23 protein-coding genes and 3 pseudogenes are annotated in these 23089 nt (G+C 54.3%); 16 read left to right on the forward strand and 10 right to left on the reverse strand.

Going from position 1 to position 23089, the window contains the following annotated elements; translation table 11 throughout:
* Nucleotides 1-107 precede the first annotated feature (107 nt).
* Genes JFT66_RS21865 through JFT66_RS21875 form a run of 3 tightly spaced genes read right to left on the reverse strand, consistent with a single transcriptional unit; the run spans nt 108 to nt 3912 of the window.
* Complete coding sequence (locus JFT66_RS21865; protein WP_054471483.1) at nt 108-1325, reverse strand: TniQ family protein; 1218 nt, start codon at nt 1323-1325, stop codon at nt 108-110.
* Complete coding sequence (locus JFT66_RS21870; protein ID WP_003465065.1) at nt 1322-2230, reverse strand: TniB family NTP-binding protein; 909 nt, start codon at nt 2228-2230, stop codon at nt 1322-1324. The genes JFT66_RS21865 and JFT66_RS21870 overlap by 4 nt, the downstream gene beginning before the upstream one ends.
* 2 nt (nt 2231-2232) lie before the next feature.
* Nucleotides 2233-3912 (reverse strand): Mu transposase C-terminal domain-containing protein, encoded by a 1680-nt coding sequence (locus tag JFT66_RS21875; RefSeq protein ID WP_034011913.1) that lies wholly within the window; start codon nt 3910-3912, stop codon nt 2233-2235.
* A gap of 299 nt (nt 3913-4211) precedes the next feature.
* On the opposite strand from JFT66_RS21875, the pseudogene JFT66_RS30285 reads away from it, so the two are divergent.
* The 6 genes and pseudogenes from JFT66_RS30285 to JFT66_RS21900 all read left to right on the forward strand — a co-directional run.
* A pseudogene (locus tag JFT66_RS30285) lies at nt 4212-4970 on the forward strand (PAS domain-containing protein); the annotation flags it as partial.
* Nucleotides 4971-5057: 87 nt separating this feature from the next.
* The gene (locus JFT66_RS30290) at nt 5058-5516 is read left to right on the forward strand and encodes a methyl-accepting chemotaxis protein (protein WP_275941885.1); all 459 of its coding nucleotides are present in this window, start codon (nt 5058-5060) and stop codon (nt 5514-5516) included.
* Between the two features lie 20 nt (nt 5517-5536).
* Nucleotides 5537-5799, forward strand: a pseudogene (locus JFT66_RS21885) (Tn3 family transposase); the annotation flags it as partial.
* Between the two features lie 33 nt (nt 5800-5832).
* A pseudogene (locus JFT66_RS21890) lies at nt 5833-6147 on the forward strand (Tn3 family transposase); the annotation flags it as partial.
* 716 nt (nt 6148-6863) lie between these two features.
* The gene (locus JFT66_RS21895) at nt 6864-7643 is read left to right on the forward strand and encodes a hypothetical protein (RefSeq protein WP_198860124.1); all 780 of its coding nucleotides are present in this window, start codon (nt 6864-6866) and stop codon (nt 7641-7643) included.
* A gap of 265 nt (nt 7644-7908) precedes the next feature.
* Nucleotides 7909-8331 (forward strand): helix-turn-helix domain-containing protein, encoded by a 423-nt coding sequence (locus tag JFT66_RS21900; RefSeq protein ID WP_233097169.1) that lies wholly within the window; start codon nt 7909-7911, stop codon nt 8329-8331.
* 405 nt (nt 8332-8736) lie between these two features.
* Here JFT66_RS21900 and JFT66_RS21905 read toward each other — a convergent pair whose 3' ends face one another.
* The 4 genes from JFT66_RS21905 to JFT66_RS21920 form a co-directional block, all read right to left on the reverse strand.
* Nucleotides 8737-9750, reverse strand: a complete 1014-nt coding sequence (locus tag JFT66_RS21905) for a ParB/RepB/Spo0J family partition protein (protein ID WP_198860125.1) — start codon at nt 9748-9750, stop codon at nt 8737-8739.
* Between the two features lie 176 nt (nt 9751-9926).
* Complete coding sequence (locus JFT66_RS21910; RefSeq protein ID WP_198860126.1) at nt 9927-10712, reverse strand: hypothetical protein; 786 nt, start codon at nt 10710-10712, stop codon at nt 9927-9929.
* 130 nt (nt 10713-10842) lie between these two features.
* Nucleotides 10843-11253 carry a hypothetical protein gene (locus JFT66_RS21915; RefSeq protein WP_198860127.1) on the reverse strand — a complete coding sequence of 137 codons (411 nt, stop codon included), beginning with the start codon at nt 11251-11253 and terminating at the stop codon, nt 10843-10845.
* Nucleotides 11254-11311: 58 nt separating this feature from the next.
* Nucleotides 11312-11842 (reverse strand): site-2 protease family protein, encoded by a 531-nt coding sequence (locus JFT66_RS21920; protein ID WP_198860128.1) that lies wholly within the window; start codon nt 11840-11842, stop codon nt 11312-11314.
* A gap of 144 nt (nt 11843-11986) precedes the next feature.
* Between JFT66_RS21920 and JFT66_RS21925 the strand changes: the two genes are divergently transcribed.
* Entirely contained in the window at nt 11987-12250 is a 264-nt protein-coding gene (locus tag JFT66_RS21925; RefSeq protein WP_198860129.1) for a hypothetical protein, read from the forward strand.
* A gap of 12 nt (nt 12251-12262) precedes the next feature.
* Nucleotides 12263-12931: a hypothetical protein gene (locus JFT66_RS21930; RefSeq protein ID WP_198860130.1), complete on the forward strand. Its 669-nt coding sequence runs from the start codon at nt 12263-12265 to the stop codon at nt 12929-12931.
* 127 nt (nt 12932-13058) lie between these two features.
* Here JFT66_RS21930 and JFT66_RS21935 read toward each other — a convergent pair whose 3' ends face one another.
* Nucleotides 13059-15482 (reverse strand): autotransporter domain-containing protein, encoded by a 2424-nt coding sequence (locus JFT66_RS21935; protein ID WP_198860131.1) that lies wholly within the window; start codon nt 15480-15482, stop codon nt 13059-13061.
* A 273-nt stretch (nt 15483-15755) separates the two neighbouring features.
* Here JFT66_RS21935 and JFT66_RS21940 point away from each other — a divergent pair, with 273 nt between their 5' ends.
* From JFT66_RS21940 to JFT66_RS21975, 8 genes are all read left to right on the forward strand, one after another.
* Nucleotides 15756-16142, forward strand: a complete 387-nt coding sequence (locus JFT66_RS21940; protein ID WP_198860132.1) for a hypothetical protein — start codon at nt 15756-15758, stop codon at nt 16140-16142.
* Between the two features lie 14 nt (nt 16143-16156).
* A complete protein-coding gene (locus JFT66_RS21945) occupies nt 16157-16453 on the forward strand; it encodes a hypothetical protein (protein WP_198860133.1) in 297 nt (98 codons plus the stop codon).
* 656 nt (nt 16454-17109) lie between these two features.
* On the forward strand, nt 17110-18219 hold the full coding sequence (locus JFT66_RS21950) for an acyltransferase family protein (RefSeq protein ID WP_198860134.1): 1110 nt from the start codon (nt 17110-17112) through the stop codon (nt 18217-18219).
* A gap of 168 nt (nt 18220-18387) precedes the next feature.
* Complete coding sequence (locus tag JFT66_RS21955; RefSeq protein WP_198860135.1) at nt 18388-19032, forward strand: hypothetical protein; 645 nt, start codon at nt 18388-18390, stop codon at nt 19030-19032.
* A gap of 364 nt (nt 19033-19396) precedes the next feature.
* On the forward strand, nt 19397-19828 hold the full coding sequence (locus tag JFT66_RS21960; RefSeq protein WP_233097166.1) for an N-6 DNA methylase: 432 nt from the start codon (nt 19397-19399) through the stop codon (nt 19826-19828).
* Between the two features lie 25 nt (nt 19829-19853).
* A complete protein-coding gene (locus JFT66_RS21965; RefSeq protein ID WP_198860136.1) occupies nt 19854-20345 on the forward strand; it encodes a hypothetical protein in 492 nt (163 codons plus the stop codon).
* Between the two features lie 125 nt (nt 20346-20470).
* Nucleotides 20471-20743 carry a hypothetical protein gene (locus tag JFT66_RS21970; RefSeq protein WP_198860137.1) on the forward strand — a complete coding sequence of 91 codons (273 nt, stop codon included), beginning with the start codon at nt 20471-20473 and terminating at the stop codon, nt 20741-20743.
* Between the two features lie 142 nt (nt 20744-20885).
* Nucleotides 20886-21401, forward strand: a complete 516-nt coding sequence (locus JFT66_RS21975; protein WP_198860138.1) for a hypothetical protein — start codon at nt 20886-20888, stop codon at nt 21399-21401.
* Nucleotides 21402-21635: 234 nt separating this feature from the next.
* Here the strand turns inward: JFT66_RS21975 and JFT66_RS21980 are convergent, their stop codons facing one another.
* Both JFT66_RS21980 and JFT66_RS21985 read right to left on the reverse strand, forming a co-directional pair.
* Nucleotides 21636-22277 carry an SOS response-associated peptidase gene (locus tag JFT66_RS21980; RefSeq protein ID WP_198860139.1) on the reverse strand — a complete coding sequence of 214 codons (642 nt, stop codon included), beginning with the start codon at nt 22275-22277 and terminating at the stop codon, nt 21636-21638.
* Nucleotides 22278-22409: 132 nt separating this feature from the next.
* Nucleotides 22410-22982, reverse strand: coding sequence for a hypothetical protein (locus JFT66_RS21985; RefSeq protein WP_198860140.1), 573 nt, complete (start codon nt 22980-22982; stop codon nt 22410-22412).
* Nucleotides 22983-23089 lie beyond the last annotated feature (107 nt).

Consider the following 23089-nt stretch of genomic DNA (forward strand, 5'->3'; position numbering starts at 1 on the left):
GCCTGGGAGCCGTCCGCCTTCGATACCCGCATGTAGCCTATCAGCATGTCGTACCTGTCACATATACGTTCGATTATGTGACAGTGTGAGCCAGAAAGTTCTCGCCGTCAAAAACTGTCACTTAACCCGTCATTTAGTCTAAGACCTGCAAACGGCCATTCAGGCTCGTAATGTGACAAAAACTCCGGCGGGATGCCCTCCTTGGTGAACGTGGCGCGCAAACGTTCCAGGGATTCGGGGTCGCGTCGCCCGTAGGACGCCAGTGTGAACAGCAAGCGGGCCGTCTCCGGGTTGTGTCGCGCTTCAATGATGGCCTCATCGATGGCCTGGGCTGCTCGTTGCCAGTGGTTGATGGGTTCCGGCTTCGGCACCTTCGCCGGCAGGCCGTTGGTGAAACCAGTGTGCGGCTCCGTCTGAAACAGCGCGGCCTGTTCCCCGCGCGGGATCAGCGCCTTTGACTCGATCAGCGTGATGGCGGTGGCCGCCGCCTCCAGCATCTGCCACTGCACCGCCGGGGCCAGAATCTCGTAGGGACGCCACAGACTCTGCCCGGCGCGCAGCGGATGGCCGCAGCGCTCCCAGACATGGCGGATGCTCGCCGAGCAACTGCCGCAGTGCGAGAGCGGCGTGTTCAGCTCATCAAGCAGGGTGCGCAGCAGCCGGAACCACAAGCCGGCGTGGACACGCCGACGCGGCAGCTCCACAAAACCCGTCGTCAGCGCCTGCCAGGTGCGCCGGTCCATGCAGGCGATTGCGTCATCGGCAGGGCGCGGCGCAGCATCGGCGATTTCCCACTGAAGATACCGGCCGTGCATGCCCCAGTAGGACTCCAGCCAGCAGCCATGCTGCGGGCAGCTCAGCATCAAGGGGAGCTGCCAGACGAGTAGCACAGCTTGATTCGTTGGATCGTTCAGACACTGCGGACACGCCCGGCGAATCGTCTGGCTCGGTAGCCAGGCACGCCAGCGAGTGATGGACCGCACCTTGCGGGTGCGCTTGGGCAGGAGCACCGCGCATTGGAATGTATAGGTTTCCAAGGCTGCTGGTACCGAATCGTCGAGACTGTCGAGCAGCCACGGCACCCAGCCTGCAAGACTCATGCTGCGCAACCGCTCCAGCTCGACGCCACTGCGCTGGCAGAGCGCCGTCAGCAACGACAAGGATGGTGCGGTATCCAGGTCATCAAGTTGGCTGTGACCAAGATCGTGGGCCAGCAGCTCGTGCACGTCCATCTGGTAGCAGGCGGCGACCCGGTTGAGCCATGAGGACAGGGCTTCGCCTTCCTTGGGTGCCGGATGCAGCGGCCAGCGCGGCGCGGACTTCACATCAGTTCCCGCTCGAACTGTCGCCGCCGCTCACTGGGGCCGATGTAGTCGGCCATGCTGAGCGTGCGGTGGTTGATCGCTTCCTCGCCACTCTCCACGGCGGCGACGGCCGCCGCCACCAGCAGATGTGCAAGCTCGCCGATGGTGCCTTCGCTCCGGGTGAGCAGGTAGCGGGCCATGTCCAGCGTGGCAATCGGGGATGGCCGCCGTAGCGGGAGTGACGCCGCGAAGCTGGCCAGCAGCGAGCAGCAGTCCTCATTGGCCTCCCACGGCGGCAGCAGCATCGGCTCGAAGCGGTTTTCCAACTGATCGTCCGAACGGATGGCCAGGTACGCCTCGCGCGTGCCGACCCCGACCAGGGGGATACGCAGCTCGTTGCCGAGGAAGCGCAGCAGGTTGAGGAACTCGCGCCGGTTAACGCTGTTGCCAGCCAGTACATTGTGCAGTTCGTCGATCACCAGCATGCGCACGCCGACCTTGCGCAGCAGGGCCAGCGCCAGTTGCTCCATTTCCGGCAGCCGTGGGCGCGGGCGCAGCGGCGCGCCCATCGCAGCCAGCAGCGCGACATAGAAGCGGATCACCGATGGCTCTGACGGCATCTGCACGACCAGCACCGGGATATGTTCTTGGTCAGCGTCGGTGCCGACCGGGTGCGCCCGCCGGAATTTCTCGACGATCATCGACTTGCCGTTGTTGGTGGGGCCGACCAGCAGCAGGTTTGGCATGCGTTGCTTGTTCGGCCACGCATACAGAGTTTCCAGCCGGTTCAGCGCCTCGACCGCGCGCGGGTAGCCGATCCAGCGGTCGGCGCGAATGCGCTGGATGCGCTCGTCTGCCGGCAGCCTGGCCAAACCCTGTGCCGCTGGCAGCAGGTGGGACAGGTCAATGACGGGATATTCGTCCACGGCTACCACTCCTCGATCTGATCGAACGGTTTGGCCGGCGGCAGGTTGTCTGCCTGCGGGTCAGCCATGTCCACATCCGGCGGTATGGGCTTGGCCGGTGGCTCCGACGTCTTGAGGTGCTGGCGGCGATCAGCGTCGCGCCGCGCCTTGCGCGTGGCCTTCTGGGCGGTGGTCACGATCTCGCGCATCTGCCCGATCATGCGGAACAGCGCCGACTCGTCCACCTGCTCGCGCCCGAGCTGACGCAATTTGGCCAGCGCCTGGCGTTGTTCCCAGAGGGTGACGGCCGGATGGGACAAGGTGCGGTAGTGGATCTCCAGATAGTGCTGACCTTCCGGTTCCAGTACCCAGATGCGGCTGATGTCGCGCGGATCGCGCCGGATCAGGAAGGCGGGCAAGCGCTCGCGCCGGGCAATCCACGGCTTGAGGGCGTCGGCGTAGTAGTGGATGTGGTCGATGACAAAGCCGGTGCGGGTCAGGGTGCGGCGGATCACCGGCAGGAAATCGACCAAAAACGCGGTGGGGCGGGTAACGACGGCCGGGACGCCAACGCGCTCCACGGCCTCGGCCCAGCGCGCGGCCGGCGGCTGGAGCAGGCCGTTGTGCACGGAGCCGTGATAGGTGCCTACCGCCAACGCGAGCCAGCGCTCCAGCTCGCGCAGCGTCAGGGTGGCCATCTTCTCGGAATCGTACTCGCCGCGCTGGCCGGGATTGGAGAAGGTCGTCCCCGGTAATTCGTCGTGGATCATCTGCATCGCCGTGCCGATGATCCGTTCCACGATGCCGCCGTAGTGCGGCTGGCCTGGTGGGCGATAGTCCAGCCGGATGCCATGCTGTTCGCAGCCACGGCGCAGCGCTTCGCTTTTGAACTCGGCCGCGTTGTCCAGATAGAGCAGCCTGGGCTTGCCGCTCATCGGCCAGTCCATTTCCACATTCAGCCCTTCCAGCCAGGGCCGCTTGTCGCAGGCGGCATGCGCGAGGCATAGGCCGACCGAGACGGCGGACGGCGCTTCCAGCGTGACCACCAGGCCGAGTACGCAGCGCGTGAACACGTCGATGGCGAGGGTCAAATATGGGCGGCCAATCGGTTGCCGGTCGCGCTCGTCGACCACGATCAGGTCGATGACGGTGTGGTCGATCTGCACCTGTTCCAGCGGCATGGTGACTTCGGGCGGAATGCCACCCGCGCCTTGCAAGGGACGGGCAGCGTCCTGCCCGCCCCGGCTGCGGGCTATTTTCGCCGGGTGTAGTCCGGCAATCCGCTGGGCCACGGTGTTGCGCGCCGGCACCGGCAGCTTCTGGGTTTTGCACGCCTGCGCGACTTCGCGGTGGAACGCCGCCAGGCTGCGTTTCTGCTTGGTCAGGAAGCGCTTTTGCAGCAGCTCGCGGATGATGCGCTCGACCGGTTCCGGCAAGCGCCCCTTGCCTTTGCCGCCGCCGGATCGGCCGGGCGTCAGGTCTGTTACCAGGCCAGTACCCTGCCGGGCGCGACGGATCAGGACATATACCTGTCGCCGGGACAGGCCCAGCGCTTGGGCTGCCTCATCGGCGGCTTCATGCCCGACCACCTCAAGCGCTGCCAGTGGCCCGATGATTTCCGTCCGGTGCCGGGCTTGCGCCCATGCCTCGTCGGGCAGGGTGGCCACGCCTTGCGCGGCAATCGGTGGAGTGTCTGATGTCATGCCCAAACCTCGCTTTGGTGCACACGAGTATTGAGCATAGTCGAGATTGGTGCAGACGACTCCTGATATTGGGCTGTCAGGAGCCGTATGCACACCAGGCGTTACATCCAGTCAGATGGTGCGGTCGTCTTCTGAAAACGACACTGACGCCAGGTTGAGGCATAGCTCAATATGACACATGGCTGCAAATCGCTAATTTTCCAACTATAAAGAGCTATGCTCTCAAGAAGCGGTTGCGCTAACCGATACAGTATAAATTGGGCCCCAAGTATTATTTTATTTGCACAAAGGTAATGATTATGTTTTTCAATAAAAACAAACAACTGCTGGACACAGAAAATAAGCTCTCAGAACTACAGCGGCAGCTTGATTCAATAAGTCGAAATGTCGCGGAAATCAGATTCAGGCCAGACGGGAGCGTAATCTATGCGAGCAATATCTTTCTAGAGATGCTTGGTTACAAACTCGAAGAAATAGCAGGGCAGCACCACAGAATTTTCTGCGAAAAGAATTATGCTAACACAGCTGATTATTCGCGCTTCTGGCAGAAATTGGCTGACGGCCATCTTCAATCAGGTTTATTTAGGCGGCTGCGCAAAGACGGTAACTTAGTATTGATTGAGGCTACTTATATTCCAGTTCAAAATCAAGATGGAAAAGTTATTGAAATCATTAAGATTGGCTCAGATGTCACTCAGAGAGAAAACGAGTTACTCTCACTAAGAGCCGTCCATGCAGCCATCTCCCGCTCGATGGCGGAGATCGAGTTCACACCTAACGGTGACATCCTGCATGCAAATGAGAATTTCCTCCGTGCTATGGGTTATCGCCTCAGCGATATCAAGGGTCGACACCACCGAATGTTCTGTTTCGATAATTTTTATCAAGAAAATCCAAATTTTTGGCAGAGTTTAAAGGGAGGAACTTTTTTAAGCGGGCAATTTGAGCGCAAGACCGCATCGGGAGAGACCATCTATCTTGAGGCCACCTACAACCCCGTCATTGATGAAGCCGGCCAGGTTGTGAAAGTGTTAAAATTTGCCACCGACGTCAGCTCGCAGAAGCATAAGGCTGATGAAATCCGTCAGGCCGCAGAGCTTTCCTTCACCACCGCCGAGGAGACATCTCAAATTTCCGTGCGGGGCATGGAGTCCCTTGCTAGTTCAATTGAACTATCTCAGGGTACATTTAATTTAATAAACGGTGCGGTTATTTCGATTACACAGCTAAATGCTCAGGCTAAAGATATCGAGAAAATTGTTACCATCATCCAAGGCGTGGCAGAACAAACTAACTTACTAGCACTTAACGCCGCAATTGAAGCTGCCCGAGCGGGTGAAATGGGCCGAGGCTTTGCTGTAGTAGCCGACGAGGTTCGTCAGTTGGCAGCTCGAACTAGCAGTGCCACCGTGGAAATCCAGAATGTGGTAACTGCTAACGGAAAGCTTACTCAGCAACTGAATATAGATATGAACAGCATCGCTAGAAGCGCCGAAGAAAACAACGATCAGATCGCAACTGTAACAACTATTATGCGTGAAATCAGTGACGGTGCAGACCATGTTGCCCGTACCGTATCGACGTTGTTCAAAGACAATAGCTAGTGTCCAGTTTTAGGCAAAATCAGGATCGGAACTTCGAGCCGCAGCGCTACAGAGCCAGAAGCCCAAACTTGGTGACGGCCATCGTGCTATGGAACACGATGTATCTGGAGTGCATCACTTGGGGCTGGTCGAGGCTGGCAAGTCGGTGGGCGGCGAGCTGCTGCAATACCTATTGCCGCTGGGCTGGGAGCACATCAACCTGACTGGCGATTACGTCTGGCGGCAGAGCCGCAGGCTGGAGATCGGGAAGTTCAGGCCGCTACGATTGCCCGGAAAACCTTAGCGTACGATTTTTTCCGAATTCTGCGGGCTCCCCTATCACCAGCTACGCTCGACCATCGCCCAAGTCGGTGGGAAGAAGGAATTGACCGGCCGCACCGACATCGAAATCGAGATCAGCAACCAGTGCGCCAGGCTGATCGGCAACGCGATCATCTTCTACAACTCGGCGATCCTGTCCCTGCTGCTGACGAAGTACGAGGCAGCTGGCAATGCCAAGGCGCTGGCGTTGATCACGCAGATGTCGCCAGCGGCCTGGCGGCACATCCTGCTGAACGGGCATTACACCTTCCAGACTGACGGCAAGTTCATCGACCTGGATGCGCTCGTGGCGGGACTGGAGCTGGGCTGACGGAAATTTCTGGGATTCCGGCGTACAACCCCATATTCCACAAGTCCAAATAAAGGACGCGATCGTTCCAAACCTTCCCACGAAGGTTTCCCAGCTCGGCAGCGACTACCAGGTATTCGCTATCTTTGAGACTGGCGATTACATGCCTGGCCAGCGTCTGTACAGCTATTCGGTGACCCTTCACCGCAAAGTTATTGAGTCTGGGACTGGAAAGCCCTACTGGGTTCCTACCGGCGGCATTCGTGGACACGGTGTTACTCAGGATTCCGAAACGGTGCTCAATAATTTGAAGTCAGACGTTATCGCCGGCGCCAAAGCTGGGTCCTTCAAGTTGGACCAGATGTAGGATCTCACGGGAGTCTTGGCTGATCAGAGTTCCATGACTGTTCTGTAGGTTCCAGTTGAAGCAATGCCAGGCTTCGTAGGCGCGGTCTGAAACCCCGGTTTGGACCGCGCCTTTTTCTTTCCCCGCAAAACGATGCGCATGCCGGCGTGCAGATTACAGGATCCTAGCAACGTAGTTCTACGACTCCCACCTTCCGGATGCTGCCTCAAATTTCAACGTGCACAACAGTAATTTTTTTCCTGCACTCGTGCCCTTCTGTTGTTTCAGCGTGACAAGAATGGTGTGACAGGGTGTAATAAGCCTAACGTACGCCTACGCGTTATGTATCGAAACACAAATATCAATAATTAGGTATGGCGTTGGAGCGAACATGATCCATAAACCAATGCTCGTGGCAGTGGTAACAGGGGCACTCTCTGCGCCTCTATTGGCGTCGACATCGTACGGTTTCAGTCTGTTTCCGGAGAATTTTCAATCAGGCGCATCCCCGGTTTTAGCGTCGGGCATGGCTATCGCTCTTGTGGCAGGGGGATATTTCTGGGTCCGACGTGTTCGGAGCTTTTCCAAATCTCAGGAGCAACGAGTGCAAAGGCAGTTGAGAGCAATGGAGAAGCTCTCGCTGAGAATTGAGCAAGCCGATGGCACGTTATACAAATGCAACTTTTTGACACATGCAACGCGGATGGAGCTTCGGCACGCTCTCGATGCACTTGGAACTGATACGGTTCGCGCCATGGGTAATTTGCGCCGGCATCAGGATCTTTCTGACTCTGCCTTTCGCAAAATGATGGCCCGCTCTGATGAAGTGTTCGACCTTCTTGAAAGGTCGATGACAGCAGCACTACCAGAGGCCGATGAGGGTAACGAGCCATTGCTGATGCCTATGCGCAGTAATCCGCTGCCCCGGCCGAAGCCACAATCACGCCCACGAGACGCATTGACATCTCTGGAGCCATCCCCAATCCGTGCTGCTGTCATCCCAATGCCGGCCAAGGTGCAGCCAAAAGGGGCAAATGCCGATGACGCATCAAAACTGACGCTACCGGATCTGGGGATGACTTCGCTCTTGCTGGGAGGCGGGATTGTTTATGCAGCTGAGGACCAGGATATCGAGTTTTCTGGCAGCGCTACCGATGTCGACTCGGATTGACTCCTCTGGACGAACTATGGCTTCTGATCTCCCAGTAAGTTCGTCGTCTGGAATGACTTCGATGCAAGCCCGTGGCACACGACGCGGTATCGATCCTGATATGCAAGGCATCACCCGGGATCAACGGAAGGCCAACCCCTCGGATGCAGGTTGGCGAGTCCGCCTGATGAAAGGCCGTCGGTACGTAGCCGATCGCCATTTTCGGGACCAAGCCTATGGCGGCTCTCAACGTGCCATGAGGGCGGCTCGGTGCTACCGCGATGATATGGCCAAAGAACACGCGATTGTCTTCACTGCTGCAAGCGAGGGCCCACTGGCTCAGTTGCGCCGAGGTGCTGGACTGACCCAGTTACAGCTTGCCCAGGTCCTGCTAGTTTCCAGCGCCCAAATCGCCAAGTGGGAGCGTGGAGAGGCGCCAGCCGCGATGCTAACGCTAGCTGGCGCCTTACTATCGCGGCAGGTCGTTTGCACTTCGGTGGAGATTACGGCCGGCGACATTCGTCGCATCCGCACGCAGATCCTGAAGTGGACCCAGCATCAACTTGCAGTAGAACTGGATCGAGCTTACGCAGCGATCGGGCAATGGGAGAGAGGAGCGCGACGTGCGCCCGGTTGGGTGCTGGTCTATCTTCAGGCGGTCAATGACGGGTGGAACAGAGTGCACAGTTTGGAGAGCAGTAGTGCATGACGTAGAAATGTTGAAGGCGTTAGCCCAGTGGAAATCCGAAAAGCCCATGGACAAAGTGTTGCCCATTCGGTTTTCCGATGGCACCCGCCTGGACCATCTGCAAATTGATTGTGCCAGTTGCACTCGCATTCTGCGGTCTCGGAATCAGCGAGGCGAGGTCAGCATGATGACGGCAGACACTTACCGGCTCGATGGCCTTGCTGCGTGTGATCAGTGCCGCGCCTTCACTCGGTTTTCGTTTCTGTGCTCGGGCATAGGTGGCTTGGTCACTTTGGAATGGAAGACCGGCGGAAAGGATATGCGCGTCCAGGTGCGGGCTACCTGGTTGGCCAGGCTTTCCACTTGGCTTTCCAAGCGGAAATGAAAAAGCCCCTACAGTAAAAACTGTAGGGGCTGGAGCAGCATTTATACCTCTGCTTGATTGAGGTTGAGCTCGGGTTCTTCCAAAGGGTTTTCGGCGTTCAACTTGGCTTCGGCTTCTTCCGCTTTCTTGAATTGCTCCAAGATTTCTTCCAGCTTCTGTTGGTTCTCTGGAGACAGTTGGCTGAATGCCTTGTCCTTTTTGATCTCATCGATCGCCGCTTTCATCGCCGGCGCAGCAGCAGTAACAGCCTTCTTGATAACCTTCCCCGGAACAAAACGTGGCATCAGCTTCGTTTTGCCAGCGGCTTTCGATCGAGCCAAAGATTGCTCGATGATTGCCAGAGCTTTCGGGCCGTGTTCCTTCAGGAGCTCGACTGCCAGCGTAAAGGCAATGACTTCATCGCGAACGTAGTTCGAGATTTCGACCGGGCCGTTGATCAACAGCAGATAATCGGTGACTTGGGATGGCCAGAGGCCGAGTTTCGCAGCAATTTTTGCGTGATTGTCTGGGTGCCAGCGAGTCATGCGTTTGCACACGATAGCGGTGGCGTACGGATCAAGTGGATCACCGTTGTTGCTGAGAACCAGGTCCGCGGTAAGGCTTTCTTCGTCGATATCGTCTTTAACGATGACACACGGAACAGTGTCGAAGGGTTTCCCTTCGGCCATGGCGCCCAATACAGCCTCTAGGCGTCTGTGGCCACGCTTCAACTTGATTCGTTGCTTACCTTCTTCATCCAACACGACGATTACGCTGAGAGGACTGTCTTTCTTGAAGCCAACTTCCATCATGTTGGTTTTGAGGAGAAGGACTTTTTCTTTGTATCTAGCGTTCTTCACGCGGGTGTTGTACCCGGGAATTACTTCAATGACCCGAGGGTCTATGTTCCAAAGGTCCGATGAACCGAATTTATCAATCGGTACTTCACCTTCCTTGACGACATCCTGATTCCCGTACTGCATTGCTTTCTTGATGCTGCCTGGGAACAGGTTCAGCCGAAAGTCCAGGTCCATCTGATTCACTGCATCGGTTTGTGGCACGGTGATAGCGTCCATCGGGAATTCTCCAAAAGTCAAAAAGCGTTGAACTTGCTTTTGGTGATGGCGAACATCAACAAATAACCGATGACTTGCCCAGATGTTGACTACGGGCTTCGAGCAGCGGAGTGGTTCAACGGCGCGCTGATCATATCAGAATATCGGTACGTGTTATGATTCTTTGCGATTATTTGCTACGAATTTTCGATCTGCCAGGCCATCGGCCTCAAAATGGTGTCACTTGCATCCAACTCGAGGAGCTCGGTGGTAGGCAGCAACTGAACATCCAGGGCGCTGTTCACCGTCTGTACCACGTCGAGCTCGTGTGCAGGAGTTGAGTGGGGGCCAATGGCAATACGCACAGAACCTGTCACCAAAACGAGTTGTCCGCCTGCGGCGTTACCGCCACGGCGGATCACTTTCAGGTCGGCGATCCGCCCATCAACAACAGCCAGCTCTTGCAGACCTGCGATCGGCGAGGGTTCAACAAGCAGTGCGGTGATGTGTTCCGAAAGATCTACATCACTAGGCAATGCGCTTTTTACAGTGGTGAATTTGAGAAATACAGCATCGAACGTTTGCCATTGTTGCAATGCCGGAAGTGAACCTAGCTTCGATGACCATACAGGGCGATGACTCACCAAAACCTTGTGTAGTGCGCGTGGCTGTGGGTCAACGGAGGACCAATGCTGATCAATGTCTGAGCGCGTGTTGGCGATGATCCAATCAGTACGGAACGCCCACATTTCAAGAGTCGAGGTGGGTTCAATACCGAAATGTGTACAACTCTGATGGGCGTGTTCGAGGGCAGCCCCTTCCACAATTTCACCGGGCCATTCGAAGCGCTCAACGTCCTTCAGCTTGCGACCGCCATGCCAGTACGACAGATCGATAACCACCTTAGGTAGCCAGGCTACGCGGTCATCGCAAACACCGGCGGGCTGCGTGTTTAAGGTAGATGAGTGCTGCGGGTTGAGCATGGCCAACTCCTTGTGAGTGTGTCTCCAAATATTAACACGATGACATACGCAGCCAGAATCAAAACAGAGCAGTACTGAATTTTTGCCAACAAAAAACCGCCTGCGATGTGCAGGCGGTGGTGTGGGGCGGTTAATTTGAAGGCGAAGAGGGCTTTGTGGCCGTCAATAATTCGTCAAGGCTGGAACCCGCCAGTGCTTTGCGAAGCATCACCGCGATGGTCTCTTGCGTAGTGCCGGTGGAGGCGTTAGCAATGCAGGTTGAATAAGCAAACAGCAATCGATCGGCTACCTTTGCGATGTCCGCTTCAGTGGGGCATTTGACCGCGTTGAAATTGCTGCAACCATCACCGAGCCCGGTTTCGAAAGCGGCGACATTTGCGCAGTACAAAGGATCGCAAATCCCATGGACTTCGAAACGCGTGCAGAAGGCTTCGGCAAAGTTGCGCAGTGTTTTAGGTAATTCAGCATTGCGAAAGGCTTCTTCGAAGAAGCCTGGTCGGTGGGTTTTCTGAATGGTTTGTGCTGCGGATGGGGTGTTCACTATCGATCTCCTGATGGGTTACTTGCCACAGGAGAGGACGCACAGACGAATGTAATTTTCAGAGCGCAAGGGTGATCAGAATAATTGTAAAAATCCCCACACCCATCAACACCTTACGGTTGCGGTCATCGATGTGGAACCCGCGCTGCTTTAGAAAATGCTCCGCAATTGTCCAGCCATCCAGAGGGGGCAGCGGGATGATATTCGTGGCAGCGAGCAGGATCGACCCTTGAGCAGCGACCAATGTTTGCCAATTTGGGAACAGGTAGTAAATCCCAAAGAACAGCACGCCTGTAAGCGCAGAGATGAGCGGGCCGCCGGCCGCAATGATTGCGCGTTGGCGCGATGACGCTTTTTCATAATCCCCGCTCACCACGTATGCCCAGAGAGGGATCAGACCTACCTCGTGAATGATTCCGGACTTTTTGAAAGAAAAGAGCTTCACTCCACCGATGATCAGCTTATCGGGCTTGATGCCCATTTTCTGCATCGGAATCAGATGGCCAGATTCGTGTATGAGGAGCAGGAAAACGAGCATTAGCCAGATAACGGCAAATGCCGCGACGAACATCCCGATGGTCAGCAACATAGCTGTTTTTTCCCCAATTCAATTATCCGTGATTCTTTAGCATTGCTTTGTTTCCCACAAGGAAAACATGTGCTTGCGAATCTGATTATGGCCGCTTGTGCAGCATCACCCAAGTGTAAAGCAAACGCACTTGGAGCCTCCCTTATGAACACAGTATTTCAACTCGCCTTATCTGCACGTGCGGATTGGGCGCTGGGTGTCCTCTTGTCCCGGGAAATCGGGGGAAAGGAATCTGCCGAAATGAAATTTCAGGAAGCTCGCGATCTTGCGTGGGCCTACGGCTGGGGGGCTTCTGCTGAACCATCCCCGCTGTTCTCCGACGTTCCAGATCTTTTGGACGCATTCCGCGCTGGCGCACTGACATTGTCTCTCGATTGCGATCGCTGCTCTCTCGACTCAACTATTTGAATGGTGAATAACATGACTCAACAAGCTATCCCCGCGGAACATACCCAACAACTGTTTTCTGTGACCCTTCGCTGGCCGCAAAGTGATCAAGGTGACTACTCTCAGTATGTTCTTGCCGGTGATCACTACGAAGCATGCCTTCTCACCGCCCGTAAGATGGCCGAGGCGCAGGAAGAGGACAGTGATGACCACTTCGATGCTTTCGAGGACGATGCTGAGCGTGAGACGTGGATTAAGGAACGAGCTGAAGATTCAATGGCTTGTTGCCTTGTCGCTGACTCATTGGTAAGTGATCTTTCGGAGCTGTTTGCCGCCGAGCTATTTCCAGATGGTGTTCGACTGAATATCGACATCGAGGGTCTGCGATCACTGGTGTTGGAAAACAGAGATCGGCTTTGCGTTAAACCCACTATTCCTAAAGTGGCCCTGACGTTCAGCATGGTTGATTCAGGTAATTGCCGCGTGTATTACAAGGACCCGCTAAAGCGGTTGTTTTGCTTCCAGCTCGACCGTCCCAAAAAATTCAAACTGCTGTATTGCACTCGCGACGGTGAACCCTCGCACACCGTTGAACATCTCAACAAGGACCTGCTTGATTTTCCTCCTACCGAACCTGGCATTGCAGGTGATTTTATCGCCTGGTGGGAACTGGAGATGAATCCAGCGCCGACCGCAAACTAACGTTGCACCCAAGCCACTGGATTCCAGTGGCTTTTTTTATGGCCATTCCTTTTCAAAACTCATTTTTCGAGTAAAAAAAACGCCCCGCAAGGCGGAGCGCTTTTTCGTTCAGTTTCTAACCGGTGGTTTAGAACCCCACGGAGAAAGACACAGTGGCTACGTCGCTGGCAACGGCCTTGCCGCTGTTGAATCGGTGGCCGTACGAAACACCGACACGAGAGGCCTTTACCGGACCTGCCATTTGCACACCGAGGCCAATTTCGTCCCAGCGCTCGGTGGTGGCTTGTTTCAGGTCAAATGTCGACACACCCAACACCTGACCGCTCAGATCGTCGCTCGAATTATTCAGGCGTTCGACGTGCTTGAGGTTAGCCGACAGGATTGCCTTGTTACCCAGGTTCAAACTGCCAGTGACGCCGGCGGTGCCATAAATGTTGTTCTGTTTACGGCTGTCGAACTGGACAGGGTATGGGCCGCTGTTTTCTGTGTAGCCATCCAGCTTTGTGTCCAGGTAGTCGAGACCGATGAACGGCATTACAGCTGCATTGTCCTTCACGATGAAAACGTAGCCGGCTTGACCTGAAACAGCGCGTTGGCTGATGTCAGATTTACCTTTGGACGAGGAAGTGCCGGCACCAGTCAGGTAGGAGCGCTTGATGGTCGCATCACCTTCCGAAAGTGCCACGGCGCCGCGTGCGAAGACGCCCTGTTTCAGGCGGTTACCGTATTCGACGAAAGCACCAAAGGTATTGGTGTCCCCTTTAACACGGTCATCGTGGATCTTCAGCGATGTACTCGGCCCTTGATAGCCGATACCTGCGATGAGGTCGGGCGATATGCGATATGCCAGCGTGACACCGCCGTAGGTGTTGTCGCCTTCGACTGTTCCATTGTGTCGAGTCATTTGCACACTGACGTTGAGGCAAATGCCTTTAGCGTCGAACGCAGTGCAGCCCAGTTGATCTTGCACGAAGCCCTGCAACTGGTTTTGCAATGCTTCGGCGTACAAGCTGGCATTGGTCAGCGAGTCACCAAGGTCATACAGGCCAATTACGCCCAACGGAGGTACTGGGGTGGTGCCGGTACCGGTTTCGTTCCCACCGACTGTTGGCGTTTCATCGCCGGCGCCGGAGGTCGGCGGGGTGGTTCCGCCCGCACCGGATGTAGGCGGGGTCACTACAGGCGGGGTCACAACCGGTGGAGTAACGACTGGTGGAGTCACCACCGGCGGAGTAACTACTGGTGGAGTTACCACCGGCGGAGTAACTACTGGTGGAGTTACCACCGGCGGAGTAACTACTGGGGGAGTTACCACCGGCGGAGTAACTACTGGTGGAGTTACCACCGGAGGGGTGACAACCGGCGGAGTCACTACAGGAGGTGTAACAACAGGCGGGGTGACGACTGGTGGGCTCACCACTGGTGGTACCGCGATCGGCCCGTAGGAACGCGCAACAAATGGCTGGTCACGACCGTTCAAAGTGCCCTTACCGAATACAGTATTACCGTCAGCCGAAACCGCGGTAGCGTAATTGAGTGAGTTACCTGGCAGAAGGGTGTAGGACGGATCGTTGTCCTGTAACCATTGTACAAGCGATTGCATTCCGGTCTCTGTGGTCCAGCGGAAGCCGGAAAGGACATTACCAGTGGTGTCGGCGACGCCCACTACCACAGCACCATTTGCAGAAATCCCGAAGGCGCCGGAAATGGTGCCGTCTGTGAGAAGACCCAGACCTTTCATGCCGGTTGTTTGAGTCCAGAGAAAGGCTTCGCTCGCCGAAATAGTGGAACCACTGACACCGGCGATATAGGTGCCGTCAGCACTTGCTGCTTGGGCGCGGGAAAACATGCCACCAGAGAGAACCCCTAAGCTTTCCGCACCGCCGCCAATGATCCAGCGGGTCGCAATGTCGCCATTTCCTGCACCGTTCTGAGCATAGCCAACGACAACGTGGCCATCGGAGGATACGCCTAAGGCGAAGCTGAACTCGCCGTCACCCAGATGGCCAAGGCTGGTAATGTCGCCCGCGCTATTCCAGATCACCGCGGTGTCGTTGTTCAGCACTCCGTCATTGGCGGTACCAGCAATCACGCTGCCGTCCGCAGAAACTGCACTGGCGTCTGCATAGTCGCCATTATTGAGAAAGCTCATTGCGTGTACGCCGGTACCGTCCCAGAAAACGGCCGTCCGTTTACCTGTGGTGCCGTCCAGTGCGGTTCCAACGATGACACCGCCATCATTAGATGCAGCCAATGCTTGGCTGCTGATGCCGCCATTGAGGGCAGGCAGATACTGCTTTCCACCAAGCAAAGTCCACTGGAATGCACTTGTGAGGCCGGTTGAGGTGTTGGTTTGGGTACCCACAAGCATCTCGCCATCACCCGATCCCCCCAAAGGCAATTTGTACCCGTTGATCGAGGTGCCGAGCGTGGGGGCAAAAACATCAATGCCGCCGTACGCGGCGTGGGCTGCTGGTGCGCTGAGCCCCAGACCAATGGCGGCGACCAGCAGGGAGAGGCGGGGGTTGAAGCGATTTTTCTTGTCGTGCATGGGTGGTTCATCCTGGTATTAATTACGCGATAACATGCGTTTATAATACTGACAGATTGCATAACGAATCAACGACATTTTAATTGCAGGGTGCCAGCATCGGCAGGGTCTAGCAAAATCAGGCTTTAGCCCCACCTAAATGCAGAAAAATTCACCAATTTTTTTCGACCGTTTTCCAAAATAAGATTCTTCTAGTATCGAATATTCCCTCCTGTTCAGCATCACCACGAACAAGGCCACCGCAAGTGACCGTCAACCGTGAGGAGAACAACTGTGCTGAACTTCCCGAAATCTCTTTTGGAAACCCGCGTCAAAAAAGACACATTGCATAGATCTGGTAAGCGTTTGCTGGCGGAAATCGCTGGAGCTCTCAAGCTGGCCCCGGATGCATATAGCATCAGCTCCAATAAAGGCGGTGACGGAGTCATGGGGGAGGTAACGCTGCATGGCGATCACCTGTACCTGAACGTTCACGTTATGAACGGCGAATTGCGAGTGTTGTACCGAACATGCGACGGACGAAGTGATTACTGCGGAGGGATGAACCGATACGTAGGAGTGTCCGAGCTGGCGAGCACCACCGCCAGCGAACGGTTTATCGCAAAGCTGGAGCAGATGAAAGGTCATAACATCCGCGAAGAAAACCACCAAGCGGCTTGATCGAGGAATTCAACATGAAGGAAAACTTGGCGCTGTTCCCCGAAGCTGTCGCAGAACGCATCAGCAAGATCATCGGGTTCGACCCACCTGGTTCAGCAACGAGTGCCAATGGCTGGTTCGGTGGCTACGGATGCCGTTGGTGTGCAGCTTCTAAAGCATGGTTCACCGTGGTCCCGTTTAACCATCGGGAGGTCGCTGAAAAGGTCGCTCAGATGTTTCGTGAGGCTGGTGTCGAAGTCACAATTTCAAACGAGGGTGGCGTCACTCAAGAGGATGATGGAAAGGGCCTGCAAGTTTCGGCCTACGTGTAGGTTCACAAAATAGATGATTCGTGATGCTCAGTAAACGCGGGTGAAAAATCATCTTATCTGTGAGCACCGAGCCTGGGATTCACAGAAAAGATGAGAAAACCTACTGGAGTCACAGAATAAATGCGCTCTCCGAACAGACGTAGTTTTTCGAGCATGGTTTTCATCAACGGTGGTTTTTGCCCTCGAGACGCCTCGATAAGGTCGAAAAATTGGGGAGAGTTGACATGCGCCGAAAAAAGGCAGAAATTACGAGCACCACACTAGTAATTCTTGCTTCATCTAGGCGCGGTCATCCTCCCAAGGTTGATCGCGTTTTTTACATTCTGGCTTCCTCTCTCTGCATTTAGAATCCTCATACGCCAGCTCTGGCGCGCATCACGTCAAACAGTAAATTAGCCCTACCTCATGCATTCAAAGCTAATTTTGGACTAATGATATTAAGCCAGGCATTGACTACTGACAATTCCTTTATAGCCATCATCTAATTCGCCTGGGTGCAAAGGCGTGTTTCACTGCTCCTACGATTTCCTTATATTATTTTCGTTCCTATGGCTTGTGCAGAGGTTAAAATGGCATAAATTCAACTCCTTGGATCAACCCTGCATGACACAAACAGCACTCCTAATAGGGCTATACGTAGCGGCCCTTATCATTTTTTGTGTACGACTACCCGACGCCTCCCCATCCTCTCGAGCGAAGCACTTCATCGCGTTTCGTCACTTGATGGGTTGCGCGGAATACTGGCGACGGCTGTTGCTGTACACCATTTCATCGTGGTGTATTACTGGCATACCACGGGAATGTGGCAGACCACAGACAGCCGTCTAATAAACAACATGGGGGCAGTTGCAGTAACGTTGTTCTTCATGATCACAGGCTACCTTTTTACCCGTAAAGTCCAGAATGGAGCTATGGACTGGGCTCAGGTTTTAGTTTCCAGGCTGCTACGCATCTGGCCCATGTACCTGTTTAGTGTTGGGGTCATTGTTGCGATTTCCTTCTATCAAACCGCCGGCACTTTAGCGCCCGTGGCCGACACTCTACGTGGTATTGGCCACTGGCTGCTTTTCGTTGGCAAGCCCGTAAACGGATTCGAGGACACTGCTCGTATCAACGCCTCTGTGCAGTGGACACTCCTTTATGAGACCGTCTTCTACCTGTGCCTTCCACTTCTGTACTGCGTTCTGAAAAGGAAGGTCCCCATCAAGGCGTTACTGGTCGGTTTGATACTGCTCGCCTGTCTTTGGCCCGTATTTAAAGATCATGTTAGCAGCCGTTTCATGCGCATATTTTTAGCCGGTATCACCGTGGCGTTGCTTGAAGACTGGTTTAAAAGTAAATCTTTCAACTATAAGAACTTGCGCTGGACGGCTTTGGCGGCTGGGCTACTCATCATAAGCCTGTTTGTTAAATCTTATACCAAGGTGCAGTTATTTTTGCTTATGGTGCCGTTCGGGCTGTTAGTCCTAGGCAATAACCTCCATGGACTTCTCGAACACCGCGGACTGAAGGTTTTAGGGGAGGTTAGCTTTAGCATCTACTTGCTGCATGGTATCGTCATTTACATCATGTTCAGTGTGTTTTCTTTGTATGACTTTAGTCACGCTGACTTAACGGTTTATGCAATCTATCTAATCCCGGTCATCATCGTGACCGCTTCGATCAGCGTGCTGACCTATTGGTTTATTGAACGACCGGCTATTTTGATGACTAAGAAATTCAGTTATCAGCGGAAGAACAACAAAGTAAAAGAGGTAATTGTCTGAGTATTGCGGTCTCGTTCTTGAGTTTATGACGGCTTCATCGGCCGATCAGCCTGCGCTAACCCAGCGTCGCAAAAAACCGTCCAGTTAGGGCGGTTTTTTGCTTTCTGCCTTTTTGTTGGGTCGTGTTGGCCATCTCCCTTTTGTCATGACAACAAATCGGAGATTCAGATGCAAAACAATGAACAAAGCTTGACCCAGTCCACTAATGATTCGGTCAAGGCACCCGGCAATACACCCATGGTTCTGATGGATGCAACGGGAGAAGATTCGCCAGCCCCCTACGATCCAGCACTATTGGCTTTCATTCACGAGGGCACAGAAATCCGAAACCCTTACATTTCGCCCGACGGCCGCACTCTCGTGAGCCCGCTGATTTATGGATTCGTCGAGTACCACACAGGCGGCGGGTGCATGGCGCTGATGCGGCCACACACCGAAGGTCGATTTCTTTACCTCACGCAGGATGGAATCTACATCGCTGATCCTCAAGATTGGCGAGAGTGCGTGATCTCACTGGTCGACGAGGAGGGTAATGATCTCGCCTATTGCGACCTTGCGGCCGTGCCATCATCGAGTGAAGTAGGCCATCAAAATGCAGTTGAAAGTCCGGTCTGCCCTGAAGAACTCAACATCGTTTCACCCGAGACTTTGAAGAAGCGGTACCGAGAATGGGCAATCGATAACCTTGCAAATGATGACCAGGAGTTTGATGAAAAGGCTTCGGTCAACCTGTGCGAGGGAGGGGCATTTGTTCAGGCTTGGATCTGGGTTCCTTTCAATAAGCTGCCAGCTCAACCAGATAGTGCCGACTAAGGCGTCGCACAAACCTAGATAGCCGCCCTCCTTGAGGGCGGTTTTTTTGTGTCTGCTCTCAAGCTATCCCCGATCCATTGCTAGTCCGTGTGAAACATCTCTGGCCATACAGATCAATCACTTTGGAGTGCGCTTTATGGCTAACAAGCTTTCTCAGAATGTTCCGTCTTATGCTAAGCCGTTGGTCGATACGCTCGGAGATGGATACCGATACTCGCCGGCTGAAATGTTTCGCTATTTCCTAAGCGCGGTGATGGAGGTTTGGTGATTCGTACCCTGGTACCCAACACCCGTTGAGGCGAGAGCACGGATCATTGAATCCATCGGCTGTTATGACAACCTGGTCGCGAAAGAAGAGCCATTCATGGACATCTTGGGGGCGGTCTACGCTGCGTTGAGCAGCAAAGGTGGTAAACAGCTTTTGGGGCAGTACTTCACACCTTGGAACCTGGCGCTGATGATGGCCAAGTTAAATCCTGACCCGAATACGGCGGGGCAAGGTCTAAAAGTACTCGCCGATCCAGCCTGCGGCAGCGGCGTTCTGCTGTTGGCCAAGGCTAATCAAATACTCGAAACCCACGGTTCATCTGAGTTGTGCAAGTGGAAATTTTATGGGTGTGATTTGGACGCTATTTGCGCTCGGGTGACGGCCATTCAGCTTGCCGCAAACTGTGCGGTGCACAGGGTTGAAATTGGAGAGATCCTGATCGTTCAAGGCAACACACTGGCTAAATCCGAAAGCAAACAGGTAATCCTTCACGCCAGCTCCCCACAGCGTCTCGCTTTGGCTTCATAATCCCTTATTGAACTGAGAGTACCTCATGAAAAACCGCAATGTATTGGCAGGTCTCATATATCTTTGTGGTCTTTTTCCTTTGATGGGTCAGGCCTCAGATGCCACTGATGCTGTTATGGAAGTAGCTGCATCTCGAATGTCGACGGTTGTACCCGTGAATGGTAAAACCTTTTCGGTGATTTACGTGGGACAGGCAGGTGATTGTGACTCGGTGGCAATAGAACATGCTTCTGAGCGGTACGAGCATTTTCGGGTTTGCAACAACCAGGTAATCCCGCGCAATACTGTGTCGCCCAGTTGGACTGAAGAAGACGGCGGCCGGGCTGTGCTCGCCGCGGTCGTTAGCAACTCGATCTTGTTCGGTGACTCAAGTCAGACTGACTCTAACGGCTATCTCATCGCTGCCCGCACCCTGGGCAGCTTAAGTTCCAATTGCAGAAATGTAGAAGTGATCATCAGCTTTGACGGTGACCTGGTCGACAGGGCATTGAGAAGCGTCTGTGACAATCGAAGATAACGCATCACCAACCCCACCTCGGTGGGGTTTTTTTTGGCCTAAATCTGGTTATGCGCTCGTGTGTTGCATTTCTTTCTACAAGGCTTGCTTCCGAATTTCCACGCTCTCAATAAAAGGAAAACCAAATGTATGAGTTCAGCACTGGCGACTGGAATCACATATTTGCATGGGAAAAAAACAAGCGTACGACTCGTTTTGTTATAGATACAAGTTCGCAATTTGTAGTGGCCATGCAGGTCCAGCGAAGCGAAGCTTCCGACTCCTTCACGGAAGCTACCCGGGAAGAGATGAGGGACTTGCAGGACTCTCTTGTTAACGCAAACGGCGAGATCTTCGAACGACCAGGCGATTATGGTCTTACCGTGTGCGAGGAGGTGCCTTCTTGGGCCCTCGAGTGAAGATCCGACACCATCAATGATTCATCAAACCCGCCGTTTGGCGGGTTTTTTTATGGGTCGAAATCCTCCCTACACATCCATGTGCAGCATCCCCTCCTACCAGGCCTTCGCAACGTCTGGCCCAACTTTCAGGAGAGTCACGATGCAACACGCAATCAAAAAAGCTACAAGCCAACCAGAGATGCTGGATGGTTTCGACCAGACCAAACTCCCGATCGATCGCGATTCCATTCGCTCAAGACGGCTGTTGAGGCTGATTGAACTTGTTGAGGTTCTCAGAACCCCGGACAACCAGCGGACCATGTGGCAGCTGCTGCTGGACGCCGGCGCCAACCCCGACTTCATTCTCATGCGCGACTGTGATGATGATGTTCAGAATGGACGTCGACCGGCGATTCAGGTTCGGATCAATACCTGCAAACACCGTGGTTTCGTGGTGCTCGGTTACGACGCTGATGATCGAGGTTTCAAATTGCAGTTGCAGAATGAAGGTACGTCGATTGCTCGCCACACTGTCGAAAAGGTCAATGTCCGTAAGCTGGCCGAGGTTCTTGAGTCGCTCGTTGACGACGGCACTCGCCGCTTGCCACGAAGCTCTGCCAACAACGCTGTATTTTCGAACGCAGCCATCCAGGGCGACTATCTGTTACTCCCTTAACCGCTCTCTTGCCTCATGTTGAATGATGGCGATGAGCCGCTGGCCGATAATCTGAGAAATCGAATGGGATCTACAGAACGAACCTGTGAATGTGGATGCCTCCGTGGTGGAGGGGACGTAATCCCACGTGCCACGGCTTCAGCCCATACGCAGGCGATAGTGGTCTCATGTAGACAACGTAATACCCGACCCACTCATGACCGAGTGGGTTTTTTCGTGTTGGGCCTACGAAACTCAAACCCGGTTGTCGACGACCAATCGTTCAGGAGGGTAGGGCTGCATAAAACTCATTGTTTGCTCGACACTTGAGTTGAGCCAGTCTTTAATCAACCCGTTAGGCAGAATGACGATGGAGCGCTTTTCATCACTCGGTTTGTGAAAGACATTCATGAAGGGATGTGAGTCGGCGTTAATTGTCAGCATGGTGTAGGAATGGACGATTTGCCCCGTTGGACCCTTCCATCTCTCCCAAAGACCTGCGATCGCTAATACCCCTCCATCGGTACGGGTGATTCGGGTAGCTATCGACTTACCACTTCTCCAGTCCGGTTCATAGAAAGCGGCAACCGGGATGATGCATTTTTGACTTTTCTTCCAGGCTGACTTGAACGTCGGTTTGATGCTTCCCGTTTCAGACCGGCAGTTGTAGCTGTGGCGCCCAAACTTGCGATCTTTAGCCCAGAATGGCAACAGGCCAAATTGTCCGGTGAGCACTTCTAAATCGGAGGTCTGATCGTCGCAATCCTCCTCCGATCGCATTCGGATGAAAGGCCCCTCTTTCAGCGGCCATAAATCGAGGGGCATCTGTGTTTCGGGTGCCACCCCAAAACCTGCCAGCAAGCGATCGTTTTCTGGTGCCTCGTAATGGGAGCACATGGTGGGGCCCTTCTGTGTTGATTACAGGATAGACAGCATTCGCCAGGTAATTGTTTGTTGTAAAAGTGCGATAGGCGCCCAAAAAAAACCGCTGACCTAATGGCCAGCGGTCGGAACAACGTTAAATGGGGACTATTGAGTGCTGTGCGTCTGGAATGTCACCTCGTCCATGCAGGCGAAAAGAGTGCCCACACGTTCTTGGAAAAGGTGCAAAGCCATTTGCTTGAAGCTCAGTTCGGTATCAGATGATGGTGCGTCCTCGAATGTGAAGCAGACTTTGCCACCGTACGTTCCTTGGTTATAAAGCGGATGGATGTCGACGGTTGCCAACAGCCTGCCCTTCTGCTTGATGTGCCGGCCTTCAAATTCGAAAGCACAGGTTTTGATCAGTTCTCGGGCCTTCGGCACGGTGATGGATGAGATCTCCGCGTCGCCATCGGCCAACAAAGTAATTTCATAGCATTGAACTTGCTCGAACGAGTCGAGTGCGCATTCAACGAACTCCGTCGCACGCGGGTGCAAACCAATGGAGGCGAGGTGCGTCCCGTTTTCTCGGAGAACCCAGATGTAGCGACCACCCACAGTGCCAGTGTTAGCCAGGTGATCGCGATCGAACTGATAAAAGTCTTGGCGGTAGCCGGTGAGAATGCATTGCTCGGATTCAACGATATTGGTCATGCGATTGAATGCGGCCAGAAACTTCATGGTACTTCTCCTGAAAGGTTTGCGTTACGCATCGAGATGAACCACATGCACATGCAAAGCTGAGGAGCAGCCGGGACCGTGTTAGCGCCTGTGGAGCATTACCTGAT

It is taken from the genome of Pseudomonas sp. MF6755, assembly GCF_016405635.1.
GTDB classification, from domain to species: Bacteria; Pseudomonadota; Gammaproteobacteria; order Pseudomonadales; family Pseudomonadaceae; genus Aquipseudomonas; species Aquipseudomonas haemolytica.

Excerpts from the sequence above, each read along its gene's own strand:
- JFT66_RS21920 (WP_198860128.1), bottom strand. The coding sequence starts at position 11,842 with ATGTTGCTGACCATCGGGATGTTCGTCGCGGCATTTGCCGTTATCTGG.
- JFT66_RS21985 (WP_198860140.1), bottom strand. The coding sequence starts at position 22,982 with ATGAAGTTTCTGGCCGCATTCAATCGCATGACCAATATCGTTGAATCC.
- JFT66_RS21925 (WP_198860129.1), top strand. The coding sequence starts at position 11,987 with ATGAACACAGTATTTCAACTCGCCTTATCTGCACGTGCGGATTGGGCG.
- JFT66_RS21945 (WP_198860133.1), top strand. The coding sequence starts at position 16,157 with ATGAAGGAAAACTTGGCGCTGTTCCCCGAAGCTGTCGCAGAACGCATC.
- JFT66_RS21895 (WP_198860124.1), top strand. The coding sequence starts at position 6,864 with ATGATCCATAAACCAATGCTCGTGGCAGTGGTAACAGGGGCACTCTCT.
- JFT66_RS21900 (WP_233097169.1), top strand. The coding sequence starts at position 7,909 with ATGGCCAAAGAACACGCGATTGTCTTCACTGCTGCAAGCGAGGGCCCA.
- JFT66_RS21930 (WP_198860130.1), top strand. The coding sequence starts at position 12,263 with ATGACTCAACAAGCTATCCCCGCGGAACATACCCAACAACTGTTTTCT.
- JFT66_RS21970 (WP_198860137.1), top strand. The coding sequence starts at position 20,471 with ATGTATGAGTTCAGCACTGGCGACTGGAATCACATATTTGCATGGGAA.
- JFT66_RS21960 (WP_233097166.1), top strand. The coding sequence starts at position 19,397 with ATGGACATCTTGGGGGCGGTCTACGCTGCGTTGAGCAGCAAAGGTGGT.
- JFT66_RS21875 (WP_034011913.1), bottom strand. The coding sequence starts at position 3,912 with ATGACATCAGACACTCCACCGATTGCCGCGCAAGGCGTGGCCACCCTG.
- JFT66_RS21980 (WP_198860139.1), bottom strand. The coding sequence starts at position 22,277 with ATGTGCTCCCATTACGAGGCACCAGAAAACGATCGCTTGCTGGCAGGT.
- JFT66_RS30290 (WP_275941885.1), top strand. The coding sequence starts at position 5,058 with ATGGAGTCCCTTGCTAGTTCAATTGAACTATCTCAGGGTACATTTAAT.
- JFT66_RS21965 (WP_198860136.1), top strand. The coding sequence starts at position 19,854 with ATGAAAAACCGCAATGTATTGGCAGGTCTCATATATCTTTGTGGTCTT.
- JFT66_RS21955 (WP_198860135.1), top strand. The coding sequence starts at position 18,388 with ATGCAAAACAATGAACAAAGCTTGACCCAGTCCACTAATGATTCGGTC.
- JFT66_RS21975 (WP_198860138.1), top strand. The coding sequence starts at position 20,886 with ATGCAACACGCAATCAAAAAAGCTACAAGCCAACCAGAGATGCTGGAT.
- JFT66_RS21905 (WP_198860125.1), bottom strand. The coding sequence starts at position 9,750 with ATGGACGCTATCACCGTGCCACAAACCGATGCAGTGAATCAGATGGAC.
- JFT66_RS21935 (WP_198860131.1), bottom strand. The coding sequence starts at position 15,482 with ATGCACGACAAGAAAAATCGCTTCAACCCCCGCCTCTCCCTGCTGGTC.
- JFT66_RS21910 (WP_198860126.1), bottom strand. The coding sequence starts at position 10,712 with ATGCTCAACCCGCAGCACTCATCTACCTTAAACACGCAGCCCGCCGGT.